The sequence below is a fragment of the Dickeya poaceiphila genome, from assembly GCF_007858975.2.
Taxonomy (GTDB): Bacteria; Pseudomonadota; Gammaproteobacteria; order Enterobacterales; family Enterobacteriaceae; genus Dickeya; species Dickeya poaceiphila.
The window spans coordinates 1318564-1336929 of record NZ_CP042220.2; the positions used below are offsets into that span (position 1 = coordinate 1318564).

The following is an 18366-nucleotide window of genomic DNA, read 5'->3' on the forward strand; positions in this document are numbered from 1 at the left end:
GAATCTTTGCCGAAAATGGTATAGTCACCCTGCCAATAAGGGCTTTCTGTAGGTGGAATAGTTAACCTGAAGTAATTGACTGACTCGATTTAGTCATCATGTTACACACAAAATGTTAACGAAACCGCGTGCATGTAAAGTAATGTGCTGTTATTTTTAGTGGCGTTGAAAATAAGGTTACATAACAGGGAATCAGACCGCATTAAACAGCTACTTGACCTTGTAAGTTGTGGCGTTTTTGTGGCGAAAAATCCTTCCTTTTAATCGATGTGGCGACAAACTGCCGAGTAAAGAGCAGGGGTCTGATCACTTTTGATGAGTAAGCAAGAGTATGTCAACAACTACTGAAGTCCTCGCCCATCACTGGGCCTTTGCGCTATTCGTTATCGTTGCTGTAGGTCTCTGCGGCTTTATGTTACTTGGTGGTTTCCTGCTAGGAGGCAGAGCTCGCGCCAGACATAAAAACATTCCTTATGAATCAGGTATCGATTCTGTTGGTTCAGCACGGCTGCGCCTCTCCGCCAAGTTTTATCTGGTTGCCATGTTTTTCGTTATTTTCGACGTTGAAGCCCTCTATCTCTATGCCTGGTCCGTTTCTATCCGGGAAAGTGGCTGGATAGGCTTCGTCGAAGCTACAATTTTCATTTTGGTGCTGTTGGCTGGCTTGGTCTATCTGGTGCGTATCGGCGCGTTGGACTGGACGCCAGTGCGTTCCAAAAGACAAGTCATGAAATCCAATGTCGTGACGCAGACCACCAACACTCATCAGCAGTAATAGCGAGGCATTTAGAAGATGGATTATACGCTCACCCGTATTGACCCGGACGGTGAGAACGACCGTTACCCCCTCCAGAAGCAAGAGATTGTCAGCGATCCGCTTGAGCAGCATGTCAATCGCAGCGTTTTCATGGGCAACCTCGAACAGTCGCTGCACAGCATGGTCAACTGGGGGCGCAGCAATTCCTTGTGGCCTTACAACTTCGGTCTTTCCTGCTGTTACGTGGAAATGGCGACGTCATTCACCTCTGTACATGACGTTGCGCGCTTTGGCTCCGAAGTTATTCGCGCTTCACCACGTCAGGCGGATTTTATGGTCGTGGCCGGTACGCCGTTTTTAAAAATGGCGCCGGTCATTCAGCGTTTATACGACCAGATGCTGGCACCTAAATGGGTCATTTCCATGGGAGCCTGTGCGAACTCCGGCGGTATGTACGATATTTATTCCGTAGTACAGGGTGTAGACAAATTCCTGCCGGTTGATGTGTATATCCCAGGATGTCCGCCGCGTCCGGAAGCCTACATGCAGGCGCTGTTGCTGCTGAAAGAGTCTATTGGTAAAGAGCGCCGTCCTCTGTCATGGGTGGTAGGCGATCAGGGGGTTTACCGCGCCAACATGCAATCCGAGCGCGAACGTAAACGGGGCGAACGTATTGCGGTAACCAATCTGCGTTCTCCAGATGAAATTTGACCCCTGTGAGTGAGGGCTGTAGTGGCTACGTAAGATCACGATAAATTCATATCACGAGAAACGTGTGTAGCCATCATCAGTCACAGAAATAGCACATTTACTGTGGTGACATAATTTATGACAGATTTAACGACACACGATGTCGCTCTGCCTGCATGGCAAACACGTGATCACCTTGATGATCCGGTCGTCAGCGAGCTGTGCAACCATTTTGGACCCGACGCTTTCACCGTTCAGGCGACCCGCACGGGTCTGCCGGTGGTATGGGTTAAACGCGATCAGTTGCTGGATGTAGTGGTTTTTCTGAAAAAACAGCCTAAACCCTATGTGATGCTGCTTGACCTGCATGGTGTGGATGAACGTCTGCGTACCCATCGTCAGGGTTTGCCAGACGCCGATTTTACCGTTTTCTATCACCTGATTTCGATTGAGCGTAACCGCGATATCATGCTGAAGGTGGCGTTGTCGGAAAACGATCTCAACATGCCGACCCTGACCAAATTGTTCCCCAACGCCAACTGGTATGAGCGTGAAGTGTGGGATATGTTTGGCATCACCTTCAAAGGCCACCCTCATCTGACGCGCATCATGATGCCGCAGACCTGGCAAGGGCACCCGCTTCGTAAGGATTTCCCCGCGCGCGCTACCGAATTCGATCCTTTCGTGCTGACCAAACAGCGCGAGGACATGGAGATGGAGTCCCTGACCTTCAAACCTGAAGAGTGGGGGATGAAGCGCGGTACGAATAACGAAGACTTCATGTTCCTGAACCTGGGGCCGAACCACCCGTCTGCGCATGGTGCCTTCCGTATCATACTGCAGCTCGACGGTGAAGAGATCGTCGATTGTATTCCTGATATCGGCTATCACCACCGCGGTGCGGAAAAAATGGGGGAGCGTCAGTCCTGGCACAGTTATATCCCTTACACCGACCGTATCGAATACCTCGGCGGTTGTGTGAATGAAATGCCTTATGTTCTGGCGGTGGAAAAACTGGCGGGTATCGAGGTGCCGGAACGCGTGAAAGTTATTCGCGTCATGTTGTCCGAACTGTTCCGCATCAATAGCCATCTGCTGTATATCAGTACCTTTATTCAGGACGTCGGCGCAATGACGCCAGTGTTCTTCGCATTTACTGATCGCCAGAAAATCTACGATTTGGTCGAAGCGATTACCGGTTACCGTATGCATCCAGCCTGGTTCCGTATCGGCGGTGTGGCGCACGACCTGCCGCGTGGCTGGGAGCGTTTACTGCGCGAGTTCCTCGACTGGATGCCGGCCCGTCTGGATACCTATATCAAGGCGGCGCTGCAAAACAGCATCCTGAAAGGCCGTTCACAAGGAGTGGCTGCTTACAATGCCAAAGAAGCGCTGGAGTGGGGCGTGACTGGCGCAGGCCTGCGTGCTACTGGCATCGCATTCGATGTGCGTAAAGCCCGTCCTTACTCTGGCTATGAAAACTTCGATTTTGAGGTGCCGGTGGGTGATGGCATTAGCGATTGCTATAGTCGCGTGATGCTGAAAGTGGAAGAGCTGCGCCAGAGTATGCGTATTCTGGAACAGTGCCTCAAGAATATGCCGGAAGGTCCGTTCAAGGCTGACCATCCGCTGACTACGCCGCCGCCGAAAGAACGTACGCTGCAACATATTGAGACGCTGATTAACCACTTCCTGCAGGTTTCCTGGGGGCCGGTGATGCCGGCTAACGAATCATTCCAGATGATTGAAGCGACCAAGGGAATCAACAGTTATTACCTGACCAGCGACGGCAGCACCATGAGTTACCGAACCCGTATCCGCACGCCGAGCTTTGCGCACCTGCAACAGATTCCGGCGGTGATTCGTGGCTGTCTGGTATCCGACTTGATCGTATACCTCGGTAGTATTGATTTTGTCATGTCAGATGTGGACCGCTAATTATGCACGAACATAACAACACTCAGGATCCTATCGATGCTCCGGCGCAGGCCGCCAGCGATGTTTTTGTGTTAAGTGACACAGAGCGTGACGCTATCGAGCATGAAAAGCACCATTATGAAGATGCGCGAGCTGCGTCTATTGAAGCGCTTAAAATCGTGCAGAAGCAGCGTGGTTGGGTACCAGATGGCGCAATTGATGCGATTGCCGGGATTCTCGGTATCCCTGCCAGCGACGTCGAAGGCGTAGCGACGTTTTATAGCCAGATTTATCGCCAACCGGTTGGGCGCCATGTGATCCGCTATTGTGACAGCGTGGTGTGCCATATCACCGGTTATCAGGGCATTCAGGCTGCGCTGGAGAGGAAACTCAATATTAAACCTGGCCAGACTACCTTTGACGGTCGTTTCACGTTATTGCCGACCTGTTGTCTGGGAAACTGTGACAAGGGGCCGACCATGATGATCGACGAGGATACCCACAGTCAGCTGAAGCCTGATGATCTCGATTCGTTACTGGAGCAGTATCAATGAGTAAAAACATTGTTCTGACGGCTGAACAGCATCCTTTGACCTGGCGTCTGCGTGCAGACAAGCAGCCGGTGTGGCTGGACGAATACCGCAGCAAGAATGGTTATGCCGGCGCTCAAAAAGCGTTGACTGGCATGGCACAGGATGAGGTGGTGACTCTGGTTAAAGATGCCGGCCTGCGTGGTCGTGGCGGTGCAGGTTTTTCCACGGGTCTTAAGTGGAGCCTGATGCCGAAAGATGAAAGCATGAATATCCGCTATTTACTGTGTAATGCGGATGAGATGGAGCCAGGTACCTACAAAGACCGCCTGCTGATGGAGCAGATGCCTCATTTGCTGGTGGAAGGTATGCTGATTGGTGCTTATGCGCTGAAAGCCTATCGTGGCTATATCTTCCTGCGCGGCGAATATGTTGAGGCTGCTGCTAATTTGCGTCGTGCTATCGCTGAAGCGACAGAAGCAGGGCTGCTTGGCAAAAACATCATGGGCACCGGCTTCAATTTCGAGCTGTTTGTTCATACCGGTGCTGGTCGCTACATTTGTGGTGAAGAAACAGCGCTTATTAACTCACTGGAAGGCCGTCGCGCCAACCCTCGCTCCAAACCGCCGTTTCCGGCTTCCGCTGGTGTGTGGGGGAAACCTACCTGTGTCAACAACGTGGAAACGTTGTGCAACGTGCCTGCCATTATTGAGCATGGCGTGGAATGGTATCAGGGGTTGTCGGCGGGCAAGAGCAAAGATGCCGGTACTAAGCTGATGGGCTTCTCTGGCCGTGTGAACAATCCGGGATTATGGGAATTGCCGTTTGGTACCACTGCGCGTGAAATTCTGGAAGATTACGCTGGCGGTATGCGTGATGGCTTAACGCTGAAAGCCTGGCAGCCTGGTGGTGCCGGTACCGATTTCCTGACCGAAGCGCATCTGGATCTGCCGATGGATTTCGAAAACATCGGCAAGGCTGGTAGTCGCTTGGGTACGGCGCTGGCGATGGCGGTCGATAATGAAATCAATATGGTATCGCTGACCCGGAATCTGGAAGAGTTTTTCGCCCGCGAGTCCTGCGGCTGGTGTACGCCGTGCCGTGATGGTTTGCCCTGGAGCGTGAAGATTCTGCGTGCACTGGAGCGTGGGGAAGGGCAGCCGGGCGATATTGAAACGCTGGAGCAACTGTGCCGCTTCCTGGGGCCGGGCAACACCTTCTGCGCCCATGCGCCGGGGGCCGTCGAACCGCTGCAGAGCGCCATTAAATATTTCCGGGACGAATTCGAGGCAGGCATCGCCAGACAGGTTGTCAGTAACGCCAAACCGATTGGCGGCATTCAGCCTAACCTGCTGAAACAGCGCTGGTAATCGTGCTGCCTGGCGTGTTGAGCATCACGCCGGGATTAAACGCCGATTCATCCCGCAGACAGAATTTTTGATTAGTGCCCGCCTGAGGCGGGCTGTTATGGAAGCATGCTGACTATGGCAACGATTCATGTAGACGGCAAAGAATATGAAGTGGATGGAGCAGACAACCTGCTGCAGGCATGTCTGACTCTGGGGCTTGATATTCCTTACTTTTGCTGGCATCCGGCGCTGGGAAGCGTCGGTGCTTGCCGCCTGTGTGCGGTCAAGCAGTACCAGAACGCGGAAGATACTCGTGGTCGTCTGGTAATGTCCTGTATGACGCCAGCGTCGGATGGCACCTATATCGCCATTGACGATGACGAGGCAAAGCAGTTCCGCAAGACCATTGTGGAATTCCTGATGACCAACCATCCGCACGACTGTCCGGTCTGTGAAGAGGGGGGGAACTGTCATCTGCAGGATATGACCGTAATGACGGGGCACAACTTCCGTCGTTACCGTTTTACCAAACGTACTCACCACAATCAGGACCTCGGCCCGTTCATCTCCCACGAGATGAACCGCTGTATCGCTTGTTACCGTTGCGTGCGGTATTACAAAGATTACGCCGACGGTAAAGACCTGGGTGTTTACGGTGCGCATGACAACGTCTATTTCGGTCGTCCGGAAGACGGGGTGTTGGAAAGCGAGTTTTCCGGCAACCTGGTGGAAGTCTGTCCGACCGGGGTGTTCACCGACAAAACCCATTCCGAGCGTTATAACCGTAAATGGGACATGCAGTTCGCACCCAGCGTTTGTCAGCAGTGCAGCGTGGGTTGCAACACCAGCCCAGGTGAGCGCTATGGCGAATTGCGCCGCATCGAAAACCGCTATAACGGCAGCGTGAACCATTATTTCCTGTGCGATCGCGGTCGTTTCGGCTATGGCTACGTCAACCTGAAAGACCGTCCTCGGCAGCCATTGCAACGTCGTGGCGATGACTGGATTGCTCTGAATGCCGAGCAGGCATTGCAAGGTGCCGCCGATGTGTTGCGTCAGGCTAAACGTGTCATCGGTATCGGGTCGCCGCGCGCCAGCGTAGAAAGCAACTTCGCGTTGCGTGAGCTGGTCGGTGCCGACAACTTCTACACCGGTGTATCCCAGACTGAGCAGAATCGTCTGCAACTGATGCTGAAGGTTTTGCAAGAGAGCGGTGTTCGTACCCCGTCTCTGCGTGAAATTGAAAGCTATGACGCTGTGCTGGTGCTGGGAGAAGATTTGACCCAGACCGGGGCGCGTATTGCACTGGCGGTCCGTCAGGCAGTGAAAGGCAAAGCCCGTGAGCTGGCGGCAGCCCAGAAAGTCGCTGACTGGCAGATAGCCGCCATCCTGAATATCGGTCAGCACGCCAAACACCCGCTGTTTGTGACTAACGTCGATAGCACTCGTCTGGATGATATCGCTGCCTGGAGTTACCACGCGCCCGTGGCGGAACAGGCTCGGCTTGGTTTCGCCATTGCCCATGCACTTGACAATGCGGCTCCGGCAGTCAGCGATTTGCCAACTGATCTTAACCAGAAAGTGGACGTGATTGTTCAGGCTCTGGCTGGCGCTCGCAAGCCGTTGATTATCTCCGGCACCAATGCGGGCAGCGACGATGTGATAGCGGCGGCAGCCAACGTTGCTAAAGCGCTCAAAGGCCGTGGTTCTGATGTTGGCATTACGTTTGTTGCGGCGTCAGCCAACAGCATGGGCATAGCCATGATGGGTGGTGGGGCGCTGGACGATGCACTGTCTCAACTGGAAACCGGCGAAGCAGACAGCGTGGTGGTCTTGGAAAACGACCTGTATCGCCATGCGCCTGCGGCGCGTGTCGATGCTGCGCTGGCTAAAGCAGCCAATCTGATTGTGCTGGATCACCAACGTACCGCGATCATGGACAAAGCCAGCCTGGTGCTGTCTTCTGCGAGCTTTGCAGAGAGCGACGGTACGCTCATCAGCCAGGAAGGCCGCGCTCAGCGCTTCTTCCAGGTCTACGATCCGACCTATTACGACAGCAAGGTGGTGATGCTGGAAAGCTGGCGTTGGCTGCATTCCCTGTATATCACCTATAACAGCCGTCAGGTGGACTGGACACAGCTGGACCATGTGATTGATGCGTGCGTCAGCGCATTGCCGCAGTTGGCTGCGATCAAAGATGCCGCTCCAGATGCATCGTTCCGCATCAAAGGGCAGAAACTGGCGCGTGAGCCACACCGTTACAGTGGTCGCACTGCCATGCGCGCCAACATCAGCGTGCATGAACCACGTCAGCCGCAGGACCGTGACACCATGTTCGCTTTCTCAATGGAAGGGAACAACAGTCCGTTGGCCGAGCGCCAGCAGGTGCCGTTTGCCTGGGCACCGGGTTGGAACTCCCCGCAAGCGTGGAACAAATTCCAGGATGAAGTGGGCGGACATTTGCGTCACGGTGATCCCGGCGTTCGTCTGATCGAAGCTGGCGACGGTTCTCTGGCCTATTTCAGTCAGGTTCCGGCTCCGTTTGCTCCTCAGCAAGGGCAGTGGCAGGTTGCGCCTTACTACAATCTGTTCGGCAGCGAAGAGTTGTCCCAGCGTTCCGGCGTTATCCAGCAGCGTATGCCGCAAGCCTGCGCGGTAGTGAATCAGGCTGATGCGGCGTTGCTGGGTGTCAATACTGGCGCATTGCTGGAGATCACCTGTGGTGGTCAGACGTTGCGTCTGCCGGTGCGTTTGAGTGCCGAACTACGTCAGGGCCAGGTTGGTTTGCCGCTGGGTTTCCCGGGGATCGCTCCGGTGCTGGCGGGCGCGACCGTTGAAATGCTGCGGGAGGCTGCACAATGAGTTGGTTGACTCCGGAAGTACTGGACATTCTGGCCACCGTCGGCAAGGCAATCGTGATTCTGCTGGTCGTGGTAAGTTGCGGCGCGTTGATGAGTATGGGGGAGCGCCGTTTGCTGGCGCTGTTCCAGGGGCGCTATGGACCTAACCGTGTAGGCTGGGGCGGTTCGCTGCAATTGGTGTCTGACATGCTCAAGATGTTCTTCAAAGAAGACTGGACGCCGCCATTTGCCGACAAGGTGATTTTCACGCTGGCACCAGTGATTGCGTTTACTTCTCTGCTGTTATCGTTCGCTATCGTACCGGTTAGCCCGACCTGGCAGGTCGCCAACCTGAACATCGGGATACTATTCTTCCTGATGATGGCGGGTTTGGCGGTCTACGCCGTATTGTTTGCTGGCTGGTCCAGTAACAATAAATACTCACTGTTGGGTGCGGTGCGCGCCTCTGCACAAACCCTGAGTTATGAAGTGTTTCTTGGGTTGTCCCTGATGGGGGTGGTAGCACAGGCTGGCTCGTTCAATATGGCTGATATCGTCAACGCGCAGTCAACCGTGTGGAACGTCATCCCGCAGTTCTTTGGTTTCATCACCTTTGCGATAGCGGGTGTGGCGGTATGTCACCGTCATCCGTTCGACCAGCCGGAAGCTGAGCAGGAGCTGGCTGACGGCTACCATATTGAGTACGCCGGGATGAAGTTCGGTCTGTTCTTCGTTGGCGAATACATTGGGATCGTGACGGTTTCCGCATTGATCGTGACGCTATTCTTCGGTGGTTGGCATGGGCCTTTCCTGCCGCCGTTCGTCTGGTTTGCGTTAAAGACGGCGTTTTTCATGATGATGTTCATCCTGATTCGTGCTTCGTTGCCACGTCCGCGTTATGACCAGGTGATGGCATTTGGCTGGCGGGTGTGCCTGCCGCTGACGCTGCTGAACCTGCTGGCGACCGCCGCGGTCATTCTGTACAACGCTTGATAGGGGTGAATAAACCATGACACTGAAAGAACTTTTGATTGGTTTCGGCACCCAGGTACGCAGTATCTGCATGGTGGGTTCCAACGCGTTTAAAAAGCGTGAAACCAAAATGTACCCGGAAGAGCCGGTTAATCCACCGCCGCGTTTTCGTGGCCGTATCGTGTTGACCCGCGATCCGGACGGACAAGAGCGCTGCGTAGCCTGTAACCTGTGCGCGGTAGCTTGTCCGGTAGGCTGTATCTCCCTGCAGAAGGCTGAAATGAAGGATGGCCGTTGGTATCCGGAGTTTTTCCGTATCAACTTCTCCCGCTGCATTTTCTGCGGTATGTGTGAAGAGGCCTGCCCGACCACAGCTATTCAGTTGACTCCCGATTTTGAAATGGGTGAGTTCAAGCGTCAGGATCTGGTGTACGAAAAAGAAGATCTGCTGATATCGGGGCCGGGTAAATATCCGGAATACAACTTCTACCGGATGGCCGGTATGGCTGTTGATGGGAAAGAGAAGGGCGAAGCCGAAAACGAAGCCAAACCCATTGACGTTAAAGGCCTGCTGCCCTAAGGAGCCAAGCATGGAATTCGCTTTTTATGCGACTGCGATTATTGCGGTACTGGCAACGTTGCGTGTCATTACCCATACCAATCCAGTACATGCATTACTTTATTTGATTGTTTCGTTACTGGCGGTTGCTGGTGTGTTCTTCTCGCTGGGGGCGTATTTCGCCGGAGCGCTGGAGATAATTGTCTACGCTGGCGCCATCATGGTGTTGTTCGTCTTCGTGGTAATGATGCTGAACCTCGGCAATTCGGTGGATGAGCAAGAAAAGCTGTGGCTCAAACCGGGTGTATGGGTGGGGCCTGGAGTGCTTTCTCTGGTGCTGCTGGCCGTTATCGCCAAGGGAATTATCAGCGTCACTGACCAGAGCATTGTTGCTCATGTCGTCGATGCCAAAGCGGTGGGTATCAGCCTGTTTGGGCCGTATGTCCTGGCGGTGGAACTGGCGTCGATGCTGTTGCTGGCTGGCCTGGTAGTGGCTTTCCACGTTGGCCGTGAAGACAAGCGCGGAGAGCTGATTGCCAAAGATCAGGATGCCGATAAGAAAATAACGGAGGAACGCGCATGATTCCGCTACAACATGGTTTGCTGTTGGCGGCCATCCTCTTTGTACTGGGGCTGACCGGACTCGTGATTCGCCGCAATCTGCTGTTTATGCTGATTTGTCTGGAGATCATGATCAACGCTGCAGCGCTGGCTTTTGTGGTCGCAGGGAGCTACTGGGGGCAATCGGATGGTCAGGTGATGTATATCCTGGCTATTACGCTGGCCGCAGCGGAGGCCAGTATTGGCCTGGCGTTGCTGCTTCAGCTGTATCGTCGCCGTCAGACCCTGAATATTGATACTGTCAGTGAGATGCGCGGATGAACTTACTCTACTTAACTATTCTGTTTCCGCTGATCGGATTCCTGTTACTGGCTTTCTCTCGTGGACGCTGGTCGGAAAATGTTTCCGCGACTATCGGGGTGGGGTCGATTGGCCTGGCTGCGTTGGTTACCGGCGGAGTGGTGATGGATTTTCTCAGCCAGCAACAGCCTGGCGGGGTGACCTTCTTCAGTCAGCATCTGTGGAGCTGGATGACGGTAGGCAAGTTCGATATCGGCGTTACGCTGGCGTTGGACGGTCTGTCGTTGACCATGCTGTCGGTGGTGACTGGCGTGGGCTTCTTCATCCATCTGTTTGCTTCCTGGTATATGCGCGGTGAAGAGGGGTATTCCCGCTTCTTTGCCTACACCAACCTGTTCATTGCCAGCATGGTTGTGCTGGTGCTGTCTGACAACCTGTTGCTGATGTACCTCGGCTGGGAAGGGGTGGGGCTGTGCAGTTACCTGCTGATTGGCTTCTACTACACTAACCCGAATAACGGTGCGGCGGCGATGAAAGCCTTTATCGTTACCCGTGTGGGCGACGTGTTCCTGGCGATTGCGCTGTTCATCCTGTATCGCGAATTGGGTACGTTGAACTTCCGTGACCTGATGGTGTTGGCACCGCAGCATTTTGCTGAAGGTTCACCTGCTATCACCTGGGCAACGCTGATGCTGTTGGGTGGTGCGGTAGGTAAATCGGCTCAGTTGCCGTTGCAAACCTGGCTGGCGGACGCGATGGCTGGTCCGACACCGGTTTCCGCGTTGATTCACGCGGCAACCATGGTGACCGCTGGCGTGTATCTGATCGCCCGTACCCACGGCCTGTTCCTGCTGGCACCGGATGTGTTGCATCTGGTCGCTAATGTGGGTGCCGTTACGCTGCTGCTCGCGGGATTCGCTGCACTGGTGCAGACCGATATCAAGCGTGTGCTGGCCTACTCCACCATGAGTCAGATTGGTTATATGTTCCTGGCGCTGGGTGTTCAGGCGTGGGACGCGGCCATCTTCCATCTGATGACTCATGCGTTCTTCAAAGCGCTGTTGTTCCTGTCGTCCGGTTCAGTCATTCTGGCCTGCCATCATGAACAAAACATCTTCAAGATGGGTGGCCTGCGTAAGACCATTCCGCTGGTATACGCCTGTTTCCTGGTGGGTGGCGCGGCGCTGTCGGCATTGCCGATGGTAACTGCCGGTTTCTTTAGTAAGGATGAAATCCTGGCAGGCGCTTGGGCTAACGGCCATATTAATCTGGTGATTGCCGGTCTGGTGGGGGCGTTCATGACATCGCTGTACACCTTCCGGATGATTTTTATCGTGTTCCATGGTGAAGCAAAAACCAAAGCTCATGCAGGCAAGGGAATATCCCATCACTTGCCGTTGCTGGTGCTGTTGGTGCTGTCCACTTTCGTTGGCGCTCAAATTGCTCTGCCGCTGCATGGTGTTCTGCCTGCTACAACTGAGCTTGAGCATGGTCAGGTCATGACGCTGGAAATTGCCTCTGGCGTGGTAGCCATCGCCGGTATTCTGCTGGCGGCTGCGTTGTGGCTGGGCAAACGTCAGTTGGTGACCCGTGTCGCCAACAGTGCTCCGGGTCGCTTCTTCTCAACATGGTGGTTCCATGCATGGGGATTCGACTGGTTGTACGACAAGGTGTTTGTCAAACCGTATCTGGCTATTGCGACACTGCTGCAACGTGACCCGCTTAATGCGTTGATGAATATTCCAGCCATGCTGACCCGTTGGGGTAACCGTGCGCTGATTGTCAGCGAGAATGGGCAGGTACGCTGGTATGCCGCCTCAATGGGTATTGGCGCTGTGGTGGTGCTGGCGCTGCTGTTGCTGGTTTAAGCAATGCGGTAATGCAGAGGGGCGGGGCACTTGATAATTAGGTGGCCCCGCAGGCAGCAAGTTTTTCGTTTTCTTTAATTTAGGGACACAAAACGCCATGCTACTACCTTGGCTGATTCTTATCCCCTTTATCGGCGGTCTGCTGTGCTGGCAGCTCGAGCGTTTCGGCACGCGTGTGCCACGCTGGATCGCGCTGATTTCCATGGGGCTGACACTGGCGCTGTCATTGCAGCTGTGGCTGCAGGGTGGCTTTTCGCTGGCGACACCGACGGGCCTGCCGCAATGGCAGTCGGAGTTCGTGCTGAACTGGATACCCCGTTTCGGTATCTCTATTCATCTGGCGCTGGACGGCCTGTCGTTGCTGATGGTGGTGCTGACCGGCCTGCTGGGCGTGTTGGCGATTCTCTGTTCCTGGCGTGAAATTCAACGCTATCAGGGCTTCTTCCATCTCAACCTGCTGTGGATTCTCGGTGGCGTTATCGGTGTTTTCCTGGCCATCGACATGTTCCTGTTCTTTTTCTTCTGGGAAATGATGCTGGTACCGATGTACTTCCTGATAGCTCTGTGGGGGCACAAAGGTTCAGATGGCAAAACCCGTATTGCGGCAGCGACCAAGTTCTTCATTTATACCCAGGCAAGCGGCCTGGTAATGTTGATAGCGATTCTGTCGCTGGTGTTCGTACATCATAACGCTACCGGCGAATGGACTTTCGATTATTCCCGTCTGTTGAAAACGCCGATGTCCTACGGACTGGAATATGCGCTGATGCTGGGTTTCTTCATCGCGTTTGCGGTGAAAATGCCGGTGGTGCCGCTGCATGGCTGGCTGCCGGATGCGCACAGCCAGGCGCCGACCGCAGGTTCCGTTGACCTGGCAGGTATTCTGCTGAAAACGGCTGCTTACGGCTTATTGCGATTCAGCCTGCCGCTGTTCCCGAACGCTTCCCACGACTTTGCGCCGGTCGCTATGTGGTTGGGGATTATCGGTATTTTCTACGGCGCCTGGATGGCCTTCAAACAGACTGACATCAAACGCCTTATCGCCTACACCTCGGTGTCACATATGGGCTTTGTGATGATTGCCATCTATACCGGCAGTCAACTGGCTTATCAGGGTGCAGTGGTGCAGATGATCGCCCATGGCCTGTCTGCTGCAGGTATGTTCATTATCTGTGGTCAGATGTATGAGCGCCTGCACACCCGTGACTTGCGCCAGATGGGCGGTTTGTGGGGACGCATCCGTTATTTGCCGGCGCTGTCACTGTTTTTTGCCGTAGCAACGTTGGGGATGCCGGGGACCGGTAACTTTGTCGGCGAATTTATGATCCTGTTTGGCAGCTACCCGGTAGTACCGGTGATTACGGTGATTTCGACTTTCGGTTTGGTGTTTGCTTCCGTTTATTCGCTGGTGATGATGCAGCGCGCATTCTACGGCGCCGCTAAATCGGACGAGCCGCTGCAGGGCATGACCGTGCGCGAACTGTCACTCATTCTGTTGCTGGTGGTGTTGCTGGTGCTGCTGGGGGTTTATCCACAGCCGATCCTGGATACGTCCAGCGCGGCGATGGCTAATATCCAGCACTGGTTTACGTCATCGGTTCAGAGTTCAACAATTTCAACGACAGGGCTGTAATTCGCCATGACAATAACTCCTCAACAACTGATCGCGATGTCGCCACTGTTAATCGTCGGATTGACAGTCGTGGTTGTGATGCTGTGCATTGCGTGGCGACGCAACCATTTTGTCAACGCAACGCTCACGGTCATCGGCCTGAACATTGCGTTGTTATCTCTGTATTTGGTCGGCCAGGTTGGGCCGACCGACGTCACTCCACTGATTCGGGTTGACGGATTCTCAATGTTCTATACCGGTCTGGTGCTGGCGGCGAGTCTGGCGACCAGTACTTTTGCCTATCCATGGCTGGAAGGTTATCCGGACAATAAGGACGAGTTCTACCTGCTGGTGTTGATTGCTGCACTGGGCGGTATCCTGCTGGCAAGCGCTAATCATCTGGCCGCTTTCTTCATCGGTATCGAGCTGATTTCCCTGCCGCTGTTTGGCATGGTGGGGTATGCTTTCCGTCAGAAACGTTCGCTGGAAGCAGCCATCAAATACATGCTGTTGTCTGCCGCCGCGTCCTCGTTCCTGTTGTTTGGCATGGCGTTGGTATATGCCGATTCCGGCAGCCTGAGTTTCGCCAGCCTTGGCAAAAGCCTGAATGATCACCAGTTGCACGCGCCGTTGTTGCTGGCAGGCCTTGGTATGATGCTGGTCGGGTTGGGCTTCAAGTTGTCTCTGGTGCCGTTTCATCTATGGACCCCTGATGTCTATCAGGGGGCACCTGCACCCGTTTCCACCTTTCTGGCGACTGCCAGCAAAATCGCTATCTTCGGTGCGGTAATGCGTCTGTTCCTGTACGCACCGCTGGCGGATAGTGAGTCAGTTCGCACCACGCTTGGCATAATTGCCTTTGTGTCTATCTTGTTTGGTAACCTGATGGCGGTAGCGCAGAGCAACATCAAGCGTCTGCTGGGGTATTCCTCTATTGCGCATTTGGGGTATTTGCTGGTGGCGCTGATTGCTGTACAAACACATCAGCTGGCGCTGGAAACCATCGGTATCTATCTGGCTGGTTACCTGTTCAGCAGTCTGGGGGCGTTTGGTGTGGTTAGCCTGATGTCCAGTCCGTACCGTGGTCCGGATGCGGATTCGCTGTTCTCGTACCGTGGTCTGTTCTGGCATAAGCCCATTCTGTCTGCAGTGATGACGGTGATGATGCTGTCGCTGGCAGGTATTCCGATGACACTGGGCTTCTTCGGTAAATTTTACGTGTTGGCGGTAGGTGTGAATGCGCACCTGTGGTGGCTGAGTGCGGCGGTGGTAGTCGGTAGTGCTATCGGCCTGTACTACTATCTGCGTGTTTTGGTGAGTTTATATCTGAGCGCGCCGCAAACCCTGAACCGTGATACGCCAAGCAACTGGGCGTTGACCGCAGGCGGCGTTGTGGTACTGATTTCATCCATGCTGGTATTGATTTTGGGTCTTTACCCGCAGCCGCTGATCTCACTGGTGCAATTGGCGCAGCCGCTGATGTAATCTATCAATATCGCCATACAGAAAGCCGCGAATATCGCGGCTTTCTTATTTATTACGCGTTGATTATTTTTACCTCACTACGTTGTTCCCCAATATTATTTTTAATCTTAATTTTTCTTCTTTTTAAACAGTTATCAGCTTCTATTGTCTGTAGAAAGATATCGATACAGAGTCTTCAGGCGGTTTGGGGCGATATCTGATTGTCTGGCATCATCGTGTTATTTACTTTCCTTACATGCACTTCCAGCTTGGAAATAATGATAACGTTTTTCTATTTATAGTCCTTATACGATGGGTTTGAGAGTGAGTGGGTTATTTGTCTATTAAATTCAATGAATAATGAATTAAATCAGGTATGAGGATAGTGAAATGACAAACTGTGAGAAAATTAGATACAAAATGACATCCCGGTTTTTTTTTATTTTCTTGCTGACATCGTTGGTATTTGATAGTCGAGCTGATGGTGTGTCGATAGAGAATGAAAATACACTGAATGAAAATGAAGAGGCTGGCTTTTTATTCGAAAATCCGCCTCATTTGCAGCGATTGGTCAAGCCGCTATTACAGAATCACTTTAGCGGTATTCAGGAGGAAAATAGGGAAAAATATTATGAGCTGGACGTCGGGTATGTGGAGGGGCGAATTTATGATCCGTCACAAAACCGCTTTCAGAAGGTGCACTTGCGTGGATACACCGGCAGTACGGATAGACTACCGGTTATCGGCGCGCCGTTTGTTGCGCCACAGATAGATGTTATGCCCGGTGATACAGTAAGGATTCTGCTTAAAAATAATTTGCCGGTGGATAGTAGCTGTCAGCTGCATCAAATGGGGAGCGGAAATGCGTCATCAATGCTGATGCATTCTCATTCTACCATGGCACAGCCGGCCTCAGGCGCGTCGCTATCATCATCGGCGTTGTCCAATTCGCCCCACTGCTTTAATGGCACTAACCTGCACGCCCACGGTATATGGATCAGCCCGACAGGTAACAGTGACAATGTGCTACTGTCGGTGAATCCGGGCAACAGCTTTGAATACCAGTACAACTTCTCGCAGGATATTCCAGCCGGTACTTTCTGGTATCACTCTCACCGACACGGCTCTACCGCGTTGCAGGTTTCCAGCGGCATGGCGGGAGCGCTTATTGTGCATGGTGACCGCAAGCCCACCGCGTCGTCGAATGGCGATCTGGACACGCTGCTGATTGACCCCGACAGCCGGCAACCGTTCCCGGAACACACGGTATTGTTCCAGCAGATTGAGTATGCCTGTCTGGGGCGGGATGGAAAGTTGAAACGGGATCAGAAGGGTAATATTAACTGGGATTGCCGCCCTAACGAGACGGGTGTCATTGAAGATTACGCTCAGTTTGGTCCTGGCACCTGGCAGGCATCCGGTCGCTGGACCAGCATTAACGGCGTGGTATTGCCAACCTTTAAAGCGACTACCGGGCAGGTCGAGCGCTGGCGGCTGATTCACGGCGGCGTACGGGAAACCATCAATGTGGAATTCCGTAAGATAAAAGCAGGCATGAATCTCAATGAATTACATCGCAAAACTCATTTTGGCAAATTACGCCGTCAGGATGTTGATGCACTGATTAACGAGCTTTGTTCTGGTGAAAAGATCCCTTTCCAGGTGGTCGCTGCTGACGGATTAACCATGTCTCATTCTCTGACGGCGGAGAAGGTGACGTTACAGCCGGGGTATCGTTATGATCTGCTGACGATGTTTCCACAGGCAGGCGGTTATTGCATGATCCAGCCAGCGCAATCAAGGACGGGTAGCATTAGCGGTAAGGCTCAGGGTAACAGCTTGCTGGGGTTGGTTTCCGTATCTGGCACGGATAATATCGCGGTGCAGGATTTTGTGCCTACCTTACGCCGTAAGCTGACGTATTCAGCGCAGAAATTGATGCCTGAAGAGGTGAGGCAGAACATTGTTGATGAGCTGAATCGTAGCGATAACCAGATCTATCTCACCCGGTTCGCACCACATACGCGTGATGTGAGTGATGAAGAGATTGCCGGTCAACCAAAACAGAAAATCGTCTTTTTTGCTGGCGGTACGCAACCGAATAAAGCCAATATCTTCGCTATCGGCCATGACTTTGGCGTGGAGAAAGTGAACGGTGTATGGTTGCCGAAACAGCTCAACGCTTATGATCCTAAGCGCATTGATATGACGTTGCCATTATGGGCATCGCAAGAATGGGAACTGCGTTCATACAGTGTCAGCCATCCATTTCATATTCACGTGAATCCGTTTCAGATTGTGGCGATTTACGATCCTCAAGGGCGTGATGTCAGCTTGCCTGGTGCTACAGAAGCCGATGGTGACAGCCAGTTTGCTGGCTTGAAAGGGCAGTGGAAAGACACGATTTTCGTCAAAACTAATTTGCTGCCCGGCCAATTGACCGGTAAGCCGCAAAACTATTACCGCGTATTGTTAAGAACTCGCTATCAGCGCTATATCGGTGAGTTTGTACTGCACTGCCACATTTTGGATCACGAAGATCAAGGGATGATGGAAAATGTCGAGATTGTGCTGTCACAGGAGCAAAAAGCAGCGCATCGCCAGTGAAATCATCAGGAATCAGCGATGGGGATGACGAATGTTGTGGGGTAATGCTGAAAAGGGATGAAAAAACTAAAGCCGCCTGAATGCAAAAAGGCGGCTTTTAGTCTGCGGCGTTCATATCAAAACGGGCTAATGATGGAACCAATACGTTCGCAGTAGCCAACGTAGATATCGCCCAGTTTTTTGAAAAAATTGATCAATGCGCTCATGGTTGTCTCCATTATCGTCGTTAGTGTTTTATGTGATGCTTGTCACGGTTTTGATGATAATGGATAGAAAACGTCATTTCAACTTTTTTGTGACAAAAGTCACATTATTATTACGGCGATGGCATCGTGAGGTG

14 protein-coding genes are annotated in these 18366 nt (G+C 53.1%); all 14 read left to right on the top strand.

The annotated features are described in order from the left end of the window. Positions 1–331 precede the first annotated feature (331 nt). Positions 332–775 (top strand): NADH-quinone oxidoreductase subunit NuoA, encoded by a 444-nt coding sequence (gene nuoA, locus Dpoa569_RS05765; protein ID WP_042871754.1) that lies wholly within the window; start codon positions 332–334, stop codon positions 773–775. Positions 776–793: 18 nt separating this feature from the next. After that, on the top strand, positions 794–1468 hold the full coding sequence (locus Dpoa569_RS05770) for a NuoB/complex I 20 kDa subunit family protein (protein ID WP_012885398.1): 675 nt from the start codon (positions 794–796) through the stop codon (positions 1466–1468). A 117-nt stretch (positions 1469–1585) separates the two neighbouring features. Beyond that, complete coding sequence (gene nuoC, locus Dpoa569_RS05775) at positions 1586–3385, top strand: NADH-quinone oxidoreductase subunit C/D (RefSeq protein WP_042871752.1); 1800 nt, start codon at positions 1586–1588, stop codon at positions 3383–3385. A 2-nt stretch (positions 3386–3387) separates the two neighbouring features. Further along, complete coding sequence (gene nuoE, locus Dpoa569_RS05780; RefSeq protein WP_042871750.1) at positions 3388–3918, top strand: NADH-quinone oxidoreductase subunit NuoE; 531 nt, start codon at positions 3388–3390, stop codon at positions 3916–3918. Beyond that, positions 3915–5264 carry an NADH-quinone oxidoreductase subunit NuoF gene (nuoF, locus tag Dpoa569_RS05785; protein WP_042871748.1) on the top strand — a complete coding sequence of 450 codons (1350 nt, stop codon included), beginning with the start codon at positions 3915–3917 and terminating at the stop codon, positions 5262–5264. The genes nuoE and nuoF overlap by 4 nt, the downstream gene beginning before the upstream one ends. Before the next feature lie 114 nt (positions 5265–5378). After that, positions 5379–8105 (top strand): NADH-quinone oxidoreductase subunit NuoG, encoded by a 2727-nt coding sequence (gene nuoG / locus Dpoa569_RS05790; protein ID WP_042874016.1) that lies wholly within the window; start codon positions 5379–5381, stop codon positions 8103–8105. Continuing rightward, on the top strand, positions 8102–9076 hold the full coding sequence (nuoH, locus tag Dpoa569_RS05795; RefSeq protein WP_042871746.1) for an NADH-quinone oxidoreductase subunit NuoH: 975 nt from the start codon (positions 8102–8104) through the stop codon (positions 9074–9076). The genes nuoG and nuoH overlap by 4 nt, the downstream gene beginning before the upstream one ends. Before the next feature lie 16 nt (positions 9077–9092). Then, complete coding sequence (nuoI, locus tag Dpoa569_RS05800; RefSeq protein ID WP_012769140.1) at positions 9093–9635, top strand: NADH-quinone oxidoreductase subunit NuoI; 543 nt, start codon at positions 9093–9095, stop codon at positions 9633–9635. 10 nt (positions 9636–9645) lie between these two features. Continuing rightward, positions 9646–10197 (top strand): NADH-quinone oxidoreductase subunit J, encoded by a 552-nt coding sequence (gene nuoJ / locus Dpoa569_RS05805; protein ID WP_042871744.1) that lies wholly within the window; start codon positions 9646–9648, stop codon positions 10195–10197. Then, on the top strand, positions 10194–10496 hold the full coding sequence (gene nuoK / locus Dpoa569_RS05810; protein WP_012885391.1) for an NADH-quinone oxidoreductase subunit NuoK: 303 nt from the start codon (positions 10194–10196) through the stop codon (positions 10494–10496). The genes nuoJ and nuoK overlap by 4 nt, the downstream gene beginning before the upstream one ends. Then, positions 10493–12343 (top strand): NADH-quinone oxidoreductase subunit L, encoded by a 1851-nt coding sequence (gene nuoL, locus Dpoa569_RS05815; protein WP_042871741.1) that lies wholly within the window; start codon positions 10493–10495, stop codon positions 12341–12343. Before nuoK ends, nuoL begins: the two co-directional genes overlap by 4 nt. 97 nt (positions 12344–12440) lie before the next feature. Beyond that, positions 12441–13976 (top strand): NADH-quinone oxidoreductase subunit M, encoded by a 1536-nt coding sequence (gene nuoM, locus Dpoa569_RS05820; RefSeq protein WP_042871740.1) that lies wholly within the window; start codon positions 12441–12443, stop codon positions 13974–13976. A 6-nt stretch (positions 13977–13982) separates the two neighbouring features. Beyond that, positions 13983–15440: an NADH-quinone oxidoreductase subunit NuoN gene (gene nuoN / locus Dpoa569_RS05825; RefSeq protein ID WP_146411141.1), complete on the top strand. Its 1458-nt coding sequence runs from the start codon at positions 13983–13985 to the stop codon at positions 15438–15440. A 399-nt stretch (positions 15441–15839) separates the two neighbouring features. Then, the gene (locus Dpoa569_RS05830; RefSeq protein ID WP_042874015.1) at positions 15840–18026 is read left to right on the top strand and encodes a multicopper oxidase family protein; all 2187 of its coding nucleotides are present in this window, start codon (positions 15840–15842) and stop codon (positions 18024–18026) included. Positions 18027–18366: the final 340 nt, after the last annotated feature.

Bases quoted from the DNA above. Each gene is read 5' to 3' on its own strand.
- Dpoa569_RS05770 (WP_012885398.1), top strand. From the start codon at position 794: ATGGATTATACGCTCACCCGTATTGACCCGGACGGTGAGAACGACCGT.
- nuoL (WP_042871741.1), top strand. From the start codon at position 10,493: ATGAACTTACTCTACTTAACTATTCTGTTTCCGCTGATCGGATTCCTG.
- nuoN (WP_146411141.1), top strand. From the start codon at position 13,983: ATGACAATAACTCCTCAACAACTGATCGCGATGTCGCCACTGTTAATC.
- nuoE (WP_042871750.1), top strand. From the start codon at position 3,388: ATGCACGAACATAACAACACTCAGGATCCTATCGATGCTCCGGCGCAG.
- nuoI (WP_012769140.1), top strand. From the start codon at position 9,093: ATGACACTGAAAGAACTTTTGATTGGTTTCGGCACCCAGGTACGCAGT.
- nuoJ (WP_042871744.1), top strand. From the start codon at position 9,646: ATGGAATTCGCTTTTTATGCGACTGCGATTATTGCGGTACTGGCAACG.
- Dpoa569_RS05830 (WP_042874015.1), top strand. From the start codon at position 15,840: ATGACATCCCGGTTTTTTTTTATTTTCTTGCTGACATCGTTGGTATTT.
- nuoM (WP_042871740.1), top strand. From the start codon at position 12,441: ATGCTACTACCTTGGCTGATTCTTATCCCCTTTATCGGCGGTCTGCTG.
- nuoH (WP_042871746.1), top strand. From the start codon at position 8,102: ATGAGTTGGTTGACTCCGGAAGTACTGGACATTCTGGCCACCGTCGGC.
- nuoF (WP_042871748.1), top strand. From the start codon at position 3,915: ATGAGTAAAAACATTGTTCTGACGGCTGAACAGCATCCTTTGACCTGG.
- nuoG (WP_042874016.1), top strand. From the start codon at position 5,379: ATGGCAACGATTCATGTAGACGGCAAAGAATATGAAGTGGATGGAGCA.
- nuoK (WP_012885391.1), top strand. From the start codon at position 10,194: ATGATTCCGCTACAACATGGTTTGCTGTTGGCGGCCATCCTCTTTGTA.
- nuoA (WP_042871754.1), top strand. From the start codon at position 332: ATGTCAACAACTACTGAAGTCCTCGCCCATCACTGGGCCTTTGCGCTA.
- nuoC (WP_042871752.1), top strand. From the start codon at position 1,586: ATGACAGATTTAACGACACACGATGTCGCTCTGCCTGCATGGCAAACA.